Consider the following 12,757-nt stretch of genomic DNA (forward strand, 5'->3'; position numbering starts at 1 on the left):
CTATGGCCCACGACATGTTTCGAATTGACGACGAGCAGCCGGAGGCTGCGCGTCAACTGCATGCGTCGATCCGCAAGACCCTCTGGGACTATGAGCCGCTCCGTGCGACGCGCCCCGTGCTCGACATCTCGGTGCGCGACGGGCTGGTGACGCTCAATGGTCGGGTGCGGACCCTGGCGATCAAGGAGATCTCGGAGTACATGTTGCTCCGCGTGCCAGGGATTCGCGCTGTCCGCAACGAGCTGATCGCTGATCCCGAAGTTGTGCGAGCGGTCGCCGACGCGATCGCTGCCGACTCGGAGCTTGGCCCGACCTGCCCGATCATCGAGGCGCGCGACGGCGTGGCGGTGCTGGCCGGCGAGATGCCGTCTGAAGAGACGGCGCAGCGCGTCGTCGAGCTGGCGGCCTCAGTGCCGAATGTGGTCTCGGTGACCAGCCACCTGCGCGTACTGCCCCCGAAGGCCGTGCTGGCCACCAACGGCGTCGCGTACGGTGCGGCGAACAGCTCGGTGGCGGTGGCGACGCCGGAGGAGCCCGGCGCCGCATGAGTCAAGAAGTCGGGACGAAGCGCGAGAAGCGCCTGGCTGCCCGCGAGCAGCGCAAGACGCAGGCGGCCCTCGCTCAGCGGCGCGCACGCATGACCCAGATCCTGGTGCTGGTCGTGGCCGCCGTGTTGCTGGTCGGCGTCGTGGCGATTGGCGTCAGCACGCAGATGTTCGGGCTGATGAGCGGGTCTATCGCGCCGATTGGGCGGGCGGTGGCGCTCGAGGGCGCCGATCATGTCGCGGACGGCACGATGCCGGTCTACAAGTCGCGCCCGCCAGCATCGGGGCCGCACTACAACACCTGGCTTCAGAGCTACGGGTTCATGGACCCGGCCCCACCAACCGGTAGCTGGCTTCACAACCTGGAGCATGGGGCCGTGGCGATTCTCTACAACTGCGCGTCTGCCTGCCCGGACCTCGAACAGCAGTTGAAAGATCTGTACACGGAGCTGCCGCTCGCGCCCAACACTCAGCGTGGCGGGGCGCGGGCGGTGATCCTGCCGTATACAGACATGGACACCAGGATCGCGGTGGTGGCGTGGGGCTGGATCCTCGAGCAGGATCAGCTCGACAAGGACCAGATCCTCAAGTTCTACGACCAGCGCATCAACCGTGGGCCGGAGTGCCAGAACTTGCGCTGCCCGACACCGTAGTACGTTGCCATGCTGGATGTGACGGGTGTGTCATCCCGACCGCGGCGAGGCACGAGCACACCCCTCCGTCATCCCGACCGCGGCGAGGCACGAGCGGAGTGGAGGGATCTTCTCCTTCTTGGCGTGAGGAAGATCCCTCCACTCCGCTCGCACGCTCGCTCCGCTCGGGCTGACTGGTATGATGCCGCCTTCTGCGCGGTGGAGTAGTAGGCGAGTTCTCAGTCTTCAGGTATCAGTCCTCAGCGATGAGAAAAGGGGCGGTCCGGAGATTCCGGACCGCCCCTTTTCTCATCGCTGAGGACCGACGACTGACAGCTGTAGGGTCTCGCAGATAGTGAGGCTGGACGGCCGGATACGCGGCGTTTGTCTCAGAGATCGTGCGCCGGGCGGTCGTCGCGGGCGGCCTCACGGCGTGCTGTCTCACAGTTCTTGAGACTGGCCTCGGTCTGGCCGATAGTGCTCCATTCACCTCACTCGAGGGGAGGGAGCGATGCCAGTCCGCACGCCGTCCAACCGTGGTGGCAACACCATCGGCTGGTTTGCCTCCTACAAGATGCGCCGGAGCATCGCCTACGAGAGCCTGCTGGAGTGCGACTACCTCTACCTTCTCGATTTCGACGAAGAGGTGGCCGCGTTCGAGGAGCAGCCGCTCACCATCACCTACCAGCACGCCGGGCGCACCCATCGCTACACGCCCGATTTCCGGGTCAGCCAGGGCGGACACGAGCTGCTGATCGAGTGCAAGCCGCTGGCGCTGGTGGGCACCGACGAGAATCGCCGCAAGTTCGCCGCCGGGGAAGCGTGGGCAGCCGAGCACGGCCACCAGTTCCAGGTCGTCACCGAGCGGGAGATCCGTCAGGGGTGCCGGGTCGAGAACGTCCGGCTCCTAACCCAGTTCGCGCGCTACCCGGTCGAGCCGGCGGTCCGGACGCGCATCCTCGGGGTGGTGTCCGCCACGCACGGGCCGCTGACGCTCGGTCAGTTGGCCGACGGGGTGGCGCTGCATGAGCCGGCCAGCGCAATGGTGCCGGCCATCCTGCACCTCGCCTACCAGCACGAGCTGATCGTTCCGCTCGACGACGCCAGGATCACTGGCAAGACCGCCGTCTGGCGCCCGGCGCGGCAGAGCGCCCAGACCACGGAGTAGGAGGGTGCCATGGGCGTGCATCGCTTCGTCACCGGGGCTTGCGTGGCCTGGCAGGACCGGGTCTACACCGTCACCAACCATCAGCCGCACGGGATGGTCACCCTCCGCGCCGTAGGAGATGGGGCGGAACAGACCGTCGCCGAGGACGTACTGCGGCGAGCGCTCTTCGCCGGCGACCTGACGTTCGTTCCCACGAGCCGGCCCGGGCAACAGCCATCTGATGGGGACCGTGTTCCGATCGAGCGGTTCTCGCCCTGGGAGGCGTATCCGGCGTCCTTGCGAGCGGTCGCCGAGCATCGCCTGGCCGTCCTGGAGCCGTTGCTGAACATGGGCCCACAGGCCTGGCCGCGCCACCTCGTCGAGGAGCGGGTGCGGACGGTACAGCGCGGTTGGGATGCTGCCCCGGCCAACCGGACGCTGCACCGGACGGTCAGCGTCGCCTCGGTCTACCGCTGGCGTGAGCGGTACGTCTCAGCCGGCAACGACGTCCGCGCCCTGATCCCCGCCACCCGGCGACGCGGCGGCACGGGCCGCTCGCGCCTTGCCGCCATCGACGACCTGGTCAGCGCGGTCATCAACGATCTGTACTTCAAGCGCGAGCGGGTGACCATCGACGACCTCCTGCATGAGGTCGCGCGCCGGATTGCGGAGACGAACGCCGAGCGGCCCGAGGCGGAGCGGCTCAGCGTGCCCTCGCGGGCCACCATCGGGCGGCGGGTCGCGGCGCTCGACGCACAGGCGACGTTCACCGCCAAGCACGGCCAGCACGCGGCACGCCGCCACTTCACCCAGTGGGGCGAAGCGACGGAGCCGGACCGCCCGTTGGCGCGGGTCGAGATCGACCACACGCGCATCCCGGTGATCGTCATCGACGAGCACGATAACCTGCCGCTCGGCCGCCCGGTCCTGACCTACTGCCTCGACGTCGCCACACGCTACCCGCTCGGCTACTACCTCGGCTTCGAGCCGTTTAGCTACTACGCGGTCATGGAGTGCCTCTACCACGCGATCCGCCCGAAAGAGAGCAGCCGCGAGCGCTACGGCTGCGAGCAGGAGTGGCTGGCCTACGGCGTCCCGGCCGTGCTGGTGACCGACAACGGCTGGGAGCTGATCGGGCGCGACCTGCGCGACGCTAGCCTGACGCTGGGCATCACGCTACAGCAGACGCCCGTCCGAACCCCGGAGTTCAAGGGCAGCATCGAGCGCTCTTTCTCGACCCTCGACACCGGGCTGTTCACCACCCTACCCGGGACGACCTTCGCCAACCCACGAGCGCGCGGCGACTACGACAGCGTCGACGAGGCCTGCCTCTCGATGCGGGACCTGGATCGGCTGCTCCACCTGTTCATCGTCGATCGCTACGCGATGGATCAGCACGCCGGGCTCGGCGGCGAGACGCCGGCCCACCGCTGGGCGACGCTCAGCGCCGACCCGTTCGCCTTCCTGCCGTACGTGCCCGGCAGCGCCGACGACCTGAAGGTGCTGCTCGGTCGGGTGACGCAGCGGACCGTCCAGCCGTACGGGATCGAGCTCGAGGCGCTGCGGTACAACGGCGCCGAGCTGGCAGCGCTCCGGGACCGGCTGAAACCCGGCCAGAAGGTCACGGTGAAGTACCACCCGGGCGACCTGAGCCGGATCCACGTCCTCGACCCCTATGCCGAGCGGTACCTCGAGATCCCCGCCCTGGCGCGGCAGTACACCGAGGGCCTCTCGCTCTGGAAACACCGGGTGCTGCGGGCGCAGGTGCTAGCCGAACAGGAGCGGCTCGACCTGGCAGGGCTGGGCCGGGCCAAGCGCGCGATGCAGCAGATCGTTGAGCAGGCCCGGGACCGGAAGCGGACGAACGCCCGCCTGGCGCGCTGGACGACCGGCGGCGCGCCGTTCCGCGACCTTGAGCCACCGGCGTCGGGCGAGCGGGCCGGCCGGACGCCCGAGGAGAGCACCACCTCGAACCCCGCCGACGAGACCGGCCCAGCCGACGACGAGCTGGAGGCGTTGCTGGCAACGCTCAGCCCGGAGGACGCGGGCTGGCGGCTCAGCTTCCCGTCGTCGGGCAAGGAGCCTGAGCGTGGGCCACGAGAGGAGGTCGAGGCATGAGCACGGCAAGCCTGGGCATCGACCGCGTCAGCCACGACGGGGCGGGCGCGATCACGCGGGCGTACGGCGCCTTCATCAGCTACCCGCGCCTCGATGCGCTGCACCGGGAGATCAGCCGCTGCCAGCAGCTCTCACGGCTGGCCAATGAGCCGCAGTGCATGGCGCTCGAAGGCGCGACCGGGACCGGCAAGACGACCCTGATCCGGCACTACGCCGCCGCCTTCCCCAGGATCGAGACGACGACCGGGAGCCGGATCCCGGTGCTCTACGTCGAGACGCCGTCGCCGATCCGACCGAAGTGGGCCGCCTCAGCGATCCTCGAGCGGCTGGGCGACCCGGCCGCCGACCGGGGCACCTTCGACGCGATGAACGCCCGCCTGGTCAAGCTGCTTGGGGCCTGCGCAGTCGAGCTGGTGATCCTGGACGACTTCCATCACGTGATCGAACGTGAGACCAACCGGATCCTGGCGCTGGTCTCCGACTGGTTGAAGGTACTGATCAAGAACTCGGGCGTGCCGTTCCTGGTGGTGGGGATCGACGGCCAGGTCGAGCGGATCCTGCGTGCGAACGACCAGCTCTCGCGGCTGTTCGCGGCGCGGGAGACGCTGGCGCCGTTCACCTGGGACACGGCCGATGCGGACTCGGTGGCCCAGTTCGGGCGGTTCGTGCTCCTGGCCGAGCGGGCGATCGGTCTGCCGCTGACCACGGCGCTCAGCCGGGCCGCGCTGCTCGGCCTGATCTACGACGCGACCGGAGGCGTCGTCGCCAACGTTATGAACCTGCTGCGCTACGCCCAGCTCCTGGCCCTCGAGCGCGGCGGCAGCGCCGTCGAGCTTGACGATCTCCGGCTGACCTTCGAGAAGCGGCTGGCGAAGCACCTGGCGCCCCGGCCCAACCCGTTCGCCGTTCCGAGCGGGGGCACGGGATCACGTGACGGTCCTGCCCGGTCCGCCAGCGTCTCCAGATCTGAACCGCGGGGCACACCGGGCGCGCCCGATCCGGTCGAGGCGGTGACGCGGCGGTCGCGCCGCCGCGCGCACGGCCCGGGCTGACGCGTGGGCGAGGCCCATCCGGGCCCCTGCGCTCCGGTCGGGGCGCACGCTGGCGGACCCACGCTGCCCGGCCGCCTGCTCAGCCGGCCACCGCTCCAACTCGACGAATCGCTGCCCTCCTGGCTGGTGCGTCTGGACGTCGCCAACGGCTACGACGGCTCGCCGGGCCTGCTGGCGAGCCTGGTCTTGGGTCCGCAGCGCACGCCCGACCGGCTGCGCGATCGTCCGGGGCATCCGGCCCGTGCCGAGACGTTTCGACGGTTGGCGGCGCTGACCGGTGCGAGCGTCGCCGACGTGTACGCGGCGACGACCCACCGCTTCGCCCCGACGCTGACGCCGCCGGAGCAGACTGCGCCGACGCTCACGCTGCCCGACGGCGTCGTCGTCCCACTGCTGGGCATGGGATCGATGCAGAAGCGGCTGCGCCCGCCCGACGCCGGGGCGTTCTGCCCGCGTTGCCTGGCCGAGGCCGCCTACCACCGGCTGATCTGGACTGCACAGGCCGCCGCGGCCTGCCTGCGTCATCGGTGCCTGCTCGTCGACCGCTGCCAGCGGTGCGAGGCGGCACTGACCGTGCCGGCCATCGTCACCACGACCTGCGCCTCGTGCGGTGCCGATCTTACCTCCTGCTCCGGAGCGTCGGTCGCCGCGGATCGGTTCGGGCTCTTCGCGCAACGGGTGGTCCAGACCTGGCTGCTGGGCGAGTCGCCGACGGGCGACCCGCGCTTCCCGCTGCCGGACCTGCCGATCACCGTCGCCTACCGGGCGGTCGACGGGCTGCGCCTGCTTGCCCAAGGGGCCGGGCCGGGGTGGTCCCACTTGCATCAGCCGTGGTCGGAGACGGCCGGTGCGTCATCGGGGTTCGCGCTGACGCCCGAGCAGGCGTACGCCCTGTACGCGACTGCGCTCAAGGCGCTCCTCGACTGGCCACAAGGGTTCTACGACTTCCTCGACGCCTACACCGAGCGCGGGTCGACGACCGACCCGCCGGCCGTCGGCCTCGCGCCCAGACTCGGCATCTTGTACAGCGCGTGGCTCGGGTACCGCTGGCGACACGAGAGCTTCGGCTTCCTGCACGACGCCTTCGATCGGTACCTGCTGGACCGCTACGGTCGGGTCCATGCCATCAGCCAGTTGAGCCGCTGCCGGCGCGACCCCGACCTGATCGCGCGGCTGCCGTACCCCAATCTTCGCCAGGCCGCCCGCCTGATCGGCACCAACGTGGCGATGGTCAAGCGCCTGCTCCAGGGCGGCCATCTCACGCCGTACGCGGCGGTCGATTCCGGACGCGCGCGGCCGCCCACCCTGCTGGGCCGAGCGGAGGTGCTCGCCTGGCGCGAGGCGTGGCGCGACCAGCCGACCCGCGTGGAAGCCGCGGCCATCCTGGGCGTCTCCTACTGGGTCGTCACCGACCTGATCGCCGGCGGCTTCCTCCCACCGCCCCATCAGTTCGCCGACGACCGACCGGGCTGGCGCTTCAACCGCGCGGCGATCGTGGCCGCCCATGCGCGGGTCGCCGCGCAGGTCAGGCCCCTGCCAACCCCCGCGACGGCCGAAGCACCCGCGTACCTGACGCTCGCCGGGGCGGCACGGGTGCTGGGAGTGCTGGGGCTCAACGCCGCGGCGCTCCTGGCGCAGGTGGCCGAGGGCAGGCTCCCGGCCTACCATCCGGCCACCACGCCCGTGCGACTCGGCGACCTGCGCTTCTCCCCGGCCGACGTGCAAGCCTGCGCCGCCCGCGTCAAAGCCGAGCACGACTGGCTCGATCGCGTCGAGACGGCCCGTCGCCTCGGGGTCACCGAGCTTGCGCTCCAGCGGCTGGTGACTCGTGGGCTGCTCACCCCGGTGCCGATCAACTCGCACGCTCAGTTCTTCGAGCGGGGCACGGTCGAGCAGTTCCGGGACGAGCACGTGACGAGCCAGGAGGCGGCGGCGCTGCTGGGCGTCGGCCCGGACGTCATCCAGCGGTGGACGCGGCACGGTCGGCTCACCGCCGTCAGCGGCCCCGGGGTCGATAACGCGCACGCCTACGTCTTCAATCGCTCGGTTCTGGTGCAGTGGCGCGCGGAGCGCCTGCCCTTCGGCGAAGCCGTGACGCTGCTCGGCGTGGCCAAATCAACGCTGGCCCGCTGGGCCGCGACCGGACGGATCGCTCCGCTCGCGGACATGGGCGGCAAGCAGCGCTGGTTCGCCCGGGAGGATCTCCTCCGTCTGCGGAAAGATCGCCCACCGAGCGCATGCCATCCACGAGACGGGGAGACGTGCGAACAGATCTGCTGACCGCCGGAGGAGCCATGCCGAAGCCCATTACCCCGGACGTGATCGTCGCCCACCGTCAGTGCCCCCGCAAGGCGTTCTTACTTCTCTGTACGGATGAGGAAGGCTCGTCGCACGCCTATGCATCCATGCTGGCGAGGCAGCAGGCCGAGAACCGGGCCGGCTTCATCGGCCGTCTCAAGCAGCAGCACCCTGCCGCGAGGCCGTACGCCGGGAAGCTGCCCGGGAACGGACGGGAGATCCTTACCGAGGTTACGCTCCGGGTGCAGGATCTCGAAGCGCCTTGCGACGCTCTCATGCCGGTCACGCGGGCTGCGTCGATGCCAGCCCATCGCTATGAGCCGACGATCGTCGTTGGCACACGCACGATCAGCCAACAACAGCAGCTCGAGCTCCTGTTTGTTGGCTTCGTGCTCGGGCGGTTGCAGCGGGCGTTGCCGCCGACGGGCACCATCGTCGGCCTGGACGAACAGACCCACCGCGTGCCGCTGGCGAAGCGCTACGGGCAGATCGCCCCGATCGTCGAGGTTCTGCGCGCCTGGAAGCGAGCGCCGTCGGCCGACCCGCCACCCGTGATCTTGAACCAGCATTGCCACGAATGCCAGTTCCGGGTCGGGTGCCTGGCCCAGGCCGAACGCGATGACGACCTGAGTCTGCTGGACCGGATGACGCCCAAGGCCCGGCAGCGTTACCACAATCGCGGCATCTTCACCGTCAACCAGCTCTCCTACGTCTACAAGCCTCGTCGACGAGGGAAGCGCGCACCGAAGGCACCGGTTCAGCACCAGCCCGAGCTCCAGGCTCTCGCGCTTCGGACCGGGAAGACGTACCTGCACGAGCTCCCCGTACTGACCAGACACGAGACTGAGCTGTTCCTGGACGTCGAAGGCGTCCCGGATCAGCGCGCGTACTACCTCTTCGGGCTTCTGGTGCACCAGGCCGGGACCACCACCTACCGGGCCTTCTGGGCTGACGCGCCGGAGGATGAGGAGCAGAGTTGGCGCCAGCTCTTGGCAGCCCTCGACGACTTCCCCGACGCGCCCATCTACCACTACGGACGGTACGACCAGCAGGCGATGACGACGATGGCCAAGCGATACCATACCGATCACACGGGGCTTGAACAACGCCTCATCAACCTGAACGCGTCCGTCTACGGCAAGATCTACTTCCCGATCAGGTCGAATCGCCTGAAAGACATCGGCCGCTTCCTTGGCGCGTCCTGGACCGAACCGGAGGCATCCGGTCTCCTCAGCCTCGTCTGGCGGCAACGGTGGGAGGACACCGGGGCGCCCGATGACAAGCAGCGGTTGCTGACGTACAACGAGGAAGACTGCAAAGCGCTCCTGGCCCTGGCTAATGAGCTCACGCGGCTGCGCGACGCCGCCTCCACCGAGCCGACGATCGACTTCGCCGCCCGGCCCAAGCGCTACGCGACCGAATCCGGCGAGCTGATCCACAGCCAGTTCGGGGCGATTCTCAGATCGGCACACGCCGGCTACGAGGGCGCGAAGATCAGCCTCGGTCGGACCGGCAGCCCGGCGCCTGTTGAGCGCCGGGCACGTGGGGCCCAACCGGCGCATCGAGGCTTTAGCCGCCGTGTGCCCAAGGCTGGAAAGATCGTTCAGGTGCCTGCCCGCGAAACGTGCTCTATGTGCGGAAACGCCCCGCTGAGGCCAACCACGAAGCTGGCTGAGAAGACGATCATAGACCTGACCTTCTCGAACAGCGGCTGCAGAAAGACGATCACAAAGTACGTGGGTCCGTGGGGGTACTGCCCCAAATGCGGGAATCAGTACTTGCCAACCCAGATTCGCGCCCTCGGCTCTGGGGTCTTCGGACACGGCCTGAAGGCCTGGGTGCTCTACCAGCGTCTCGTCCTACGCTTGCCCTACCACGCCATCGTCCAGGTGCTGGAGGAGCAGTTCAGAGAGCACATCAGCGAAGCAAGCATCGCCAATTTTCTACGATCCTTTGCCGACTACTATGCCGAGACCGAGGAGCTCTGCCGGCAGCGGCTCCTCGAGAGCCCGTTCATCCACGCCGACGAGACCAAGATCAACATCCAGGGCACCGACCAGTACGTCTGGGTCTTCACCGATGGGAAGCACGTCCTCTTCCGGTTGACCGTGACCCGAGAGGCGACGATCGTGCAGGAGGTGCTGAAGGGCTACACCGGCATCCTCATCGCCGACTTCTATGCCGGCTACGACGCGGTCAACTGCCGCCAGCAGCGATGCCTGGTCCACCTGATCCGTGACTTGAACGAGGATCTCTGGCGTGCTCCGTTCGACACCGAGCTCGAGGTCTTCGTCCAGGCCGTGCGGGACCTACTGGTCCCCATCCTCGAAGCCGCCCAGAAGTACGGCTTGAAGACCCGTCACCTCGGCAAGTTCAGGAAGCAGGTCGATCGCTTCTACCGCAAGACCGTTGTTGACAGAGCGTACCGCTCCGAGCTCGTCCGGACCTACCAGAAGCGCCTCCAGCGGTACCGGCAGAGCTTGTTCACGTTCCTCGAGTACGATGGCATCCCCTGGAACAACAACATGGCCGAACGTGCCATCAGGCACCTCGCCGTACAACGAAAGATCTCGGGCCACTTCTTTGCCTCGGTCGCGCCGCAGTACCTGCTGCTCCTGGGGCTCGCCCAAACCTGCCGGTTCCAGGACAAATCGGTGCTGAAGTTCCTGCTCTCTGGTGAGAACGACATCGATAGGTTCAAGGCGGCCAAGCGCGTCCGAAGCTCGGTCGTTGCCGCTGGGAAACCTGCTAGGACCATCGACGTGGAGACGTAGCCCGACCACCGCATCAGATGCTGCGGGTCTCAGCGGCCGGGGCTGCTTGGCAACTCGTGGCTTGCCACGCAGCCCCGGCCCCGCCACTATCCACCTTGAGTCTCACGAATCCTGAGACGCAGGAGCACTAACTCTGAGACAGGCTCAATAACCCTGAGACCCTACACCTGCTCGCCGCTAGACGTCCAGGTTGCGGACGCTCCGGGCGTGGGTCTGGATGAACTTCTTGCGCGGGGCAACCATCTCGCCCATCAGCATGTCGAAGATCTCGTCCGCCACCACGGCATCCTGGAGATCGACTCGCAGGATGGTCCGCTTGGCCGGGTCCATGGTCGTGTCCCAGAGCTCCTGGGCGTTCATCTCGCCGAGACCCTTGTAGCGCTGGATGCGGATCTCGCCCTTGCGCCGCTTCTGGATCTCCGCGACGATCTGATCCCGTTCGGCGTCCGAGAACGCGTAACGGGTATCGTTGCGGGCCGCCGTGATGCCGTACAGCGGCGGCTGCGCGATGTAGAGGTGGCCGGACGTCACCAGCTGTGGCATATGGCGGAAGAAGAACGTCAGCAGCAGGGTTCGGATGTGGCTGCCGTCCACGTCCGCGTCACTCATGATGATGATGCGGTTGTAGCGGAGCTTCGAGACATCCATCTGATCGCCGATGCCGATGCCCAGCGCCGTGATCATCGCGCGGATCTCTTCGTTGCCCAGCATCTTGTCCATGCGGGCGCGCTCGACGTTCAGGATCTTGCCGCGCAGCGGCAGGATGGCCTGGAAACGGCGGTCACGCGCGCCCTTCGCCGAGCCGCCCGCCGAGATCCCCTCGACCAGGTAGATCTCGCACAGTTCGGGGTTCTTCTCGGTGCAGTCCGCCAGCTTGCCGGGGAGGGCCATCCCCTCCAGGGCGCTCTTGCGGATGACCAGCTCCTTCGCCTTCCGCGCGGCCTCGCGGGCGCGGGCGGCCCGCAGACACTGCTCGATGATCCGTCGGGCGTCGGACGGGTTCTCTTCGAGGTACTGCACCAGCGCTTCGGTGGTCACCGATGCCACCAGCGGCGTCACCTCGGAGTTGCCCAGGCGGGTCTTGGTCTGGCCCTCGAACTGCGGCTCGGGCAGCTTCACGCTGACGATGGCCGTCAGGCCCTCACGGACATCTTCGCCGGTCAGGTTGGCGTCGTTGTCCTTCAGGATGCTGGCCTTGCGCGCGTACTCGTTCAGGGTACGGGTGAGCGCCTGACGGAAGCCGGTCTGGTGCGAGCCGCCGTCGATGGTGTTGATGTTGTTGGCGAAGAAGAACGCGACTTCGTTCTGCCCGTCGAAGTACTGCATGGCGACTTCGACGTTGATGCCGTTGATCTGGCGCTCGGCGTAGATCGGCCTGGCGTGGACCGTCGAGCGGTTCTTGTTCAGATGCCGCACGAACGAGACGATGCCGCCCTCGAAGTAGAACGTGTACTCCAGGTCCTCGCGCTCATCCACGAAGCGGATCTTGAGGCCCTTGGTCAGGTAGCACATCTCACGGAACCGCTGCGCCAGCGTTCCAAAGTCGTACTGCAGGCTGTCGAAGATCGTGTCGTCGGCCAGGAACCGGATGGAGGTGCCGCGCTCCGCGGGCGTGGACGTGCCTACCTTCTGAATCCGACCGGTTGGAGCGCCCCGCTTGAACTCCTGGACGTACCGGCCACCATCGACGCAGACCTCGGCGCGCAGGTGCGTTGAAAGCGCATTGACGACCGACACGCCGACGCCATGCAGGCCGCCCGAGACCTTGTAGCCGCCGCCACCGAACTTCCCGCCGGCGTGGAGCACCGTCAACACTGTTTCCAGCGCGGACTTGCCGGTCGCCTTCACGATGCCCACAGGGATGCCACGGCCATTGTCCCTGACCGTCACCCAGCTATCTTTGTCGATGGTCACCGTGATCGTGTCGCAGTAGCCGGCCAGCGCCTCGTCAACGCTGTTGTCCACCACCTCGTAGACGAGGTGGTGCAGCCCACGGATGTCCGTGGTACCGATGTACATGCCTGGGCGTCGGCGGACGGCTTCCAGCCCTTCGAGCACCTGGATATTGTCGGCGGTGTACCCGCCGCTGGAGGCGCTCTCGGCCGACCGCGACCGTCGCGTCGCGCCGGCGGGCGCCGAACTGGCTAGCAGCTGATCGTCAGCGCTGCCCATCGAGCTCGCCAACTTTCCC

General features: G+C 68.0%; 8 protein-coding genes. 7 read left to right on the forward strand and 1 reads right to left on the reverse strand.

What is annotated here, in order from left to right:
• The first annotated feature begins 2 nt into the window (after nucleotides 1-2).
• The 7 genes from IT306_16670 to IT306_16700 all read left to right on the forward strand — a co-directional run bounded on the left by IT306_16670 (nucleotide 3) and on the right by IT306_16700 (nucleotide 10,566).
• A complete protein-coding gene (locus tag IT306_16670; GenBank protein ID MCC7370061.1) occupies nucleotides 3-548 on the forward strand; it encodes a BON domain-containing protein in 546 nt (181 codons plus the stop codon).
• Entirely contained in the window at nucleotides 545-1,198 is a 654-nt protein-coding gene (locus IT306_16675; GenBank protein ID MCC7370062.1) for a DUF3105 domain-containing protein, read from the forward strand. Before IT306_16670 ends, IT306_16675 begins: the two co-directional genes overlap by 4 nt.
• 490 nt (nucleotides 1,199-1,688) lie before the next feature.
• Complete coding sequence (locus IT306_16680) at nucleotides 1,689-2,345, forward strand: TnsA endonuclease N-terminal domain-containing protein (protein ID MCC7370063.1); 657 nt, start codon at nucleotides 1,689-1,691, stop codon at nucleotides 2,343-2,345.
• Nucleotides 2,346-2,354: 9 nt separating this feature from the next.
• Nucleotides 2,355-4,442, forward strand: coding sequence for a transposase (locus IT306_16685; protein MCC7370064.1), 2,088 nt, complete (start codon nucleotides 2,355-2,357; stop codon nucleotides 4,440-4,442).
• Nucleotides 4,439-5,494, forward strand: coding sequence for a TniB family NTP-binding protein (locus tag IT306_16690; protein MCC7370065.1), 1,056 nt, complete (start codon nucleotides 4,439-4,441; stop codon nucleotides 5,492-5,494). The genes IT306_16685 and IT306_16690 overlap by 4 nt, the downstream gene beginning before the upstream one ends.
• Before the next feature lie 3 nt (nucleotides 5,495-5,497).
• The gene (locus IT306_16695) at nucleotides 5,498-7,774 is read left to right on the forward strand and encodes a TniQ family protein (GenBank protein ID MCC7370066.1); all 2,277 of its coding nucleotides are present in this window, start codon (nucleotides 5,498-5,500) and stop codon (nucleotides 7,772-7,774) included.
• Nucleotides 7,775-7,788: 14 nt separating this feature from the next.
• On the forward strand, nucleotides 7,789-10,566 hold the full coding sequence (locus IT306_16700) for an IS66 family transposase (protein MCC7370067.1): 2,778 nt from the start codon (nucleotides 7,789-7,791) through the stop codon (nucleotides 10,564-10,566).
• A 177-nt stretch (nucleotides 10,567-10,743) separates the two neighbouring features.
• Here IT306_16700 and gyrB read toward each other — a convergent pair whose 3' ends face one another.
• Complete coding sequence (gene gyrB / locus IT306_16705) at nucleotides 10,744-12,738, reverse strand: DNA topoisomerase (ATP-hydrolyzing) subunit B (protein ID MCC7370068.1); 1,995 nt, start codon at nucleotides 12,736-12,738, stop codon at nucleotides 10,744-10,746.
• Nucleotides 12,739-12,757: the final 19 nt, after the last annotated feature.

The organism is Chloroflexota bacterium, from assembly GCA_020850535.1.
Lineage (GTDB): Bacteria > Chloroflexota > UBA6077 > UBA6077 > JACCZL01 > JADZEM01.

Excerpts from the sequence above, each read along its gene's own strand:
- gyrB (MCC7370068.1), bottom strand. The coding sequence starts at position 12,738 with ATGGGCAGCGCTGACGATCAGCTGCTAGCCAGTTCGGCGCCCGCCGGC.
- IT306_16700 (MCC7370067.1), top strand. The coding sequence starts at position 7,789 with ATGCCGAAGCCCATTACCCCGGACGTGATCGTCGCCCACCGTCAGTGC.
- IT306_16670 (MCC7370061.1), top strand. The coding sequence starts at position 3 with ATGGCCCACGACATGTTTCGAATTGACGACGAGCAGCCGGAGGCTGCG.
- IT306_16690 (MCC7370065.1), top strand. The coding sequence starts at position 4,439 with ATGAGCACGGCAAGCCTGGGCATCGACCGCGTCAGCCACGACGGGGCG.
- IT306_16685 (MCC7370064.1), top strand. The coding sequence starts at position 2,355 with ATGGGCGTGCATCGCTTCGTCACCGGGGCTTGCGTGGCCTGGCAGGAC.
- IT306_16675 (MCC7370062.1), top strand. The coding sequence starts at position 545 with ATGAGTCAAGAAGTCGGGACGAAGCGCGAGAAGCGCCTGGCTGCCCGC.
- IT306_16680 (MCC7370063.1), top strand. The coding sequence starts at position 1,689 with ATGCCAGTCCGCACGCCGTCCAACCGTGGTGGCAACACCATCGGCTGG.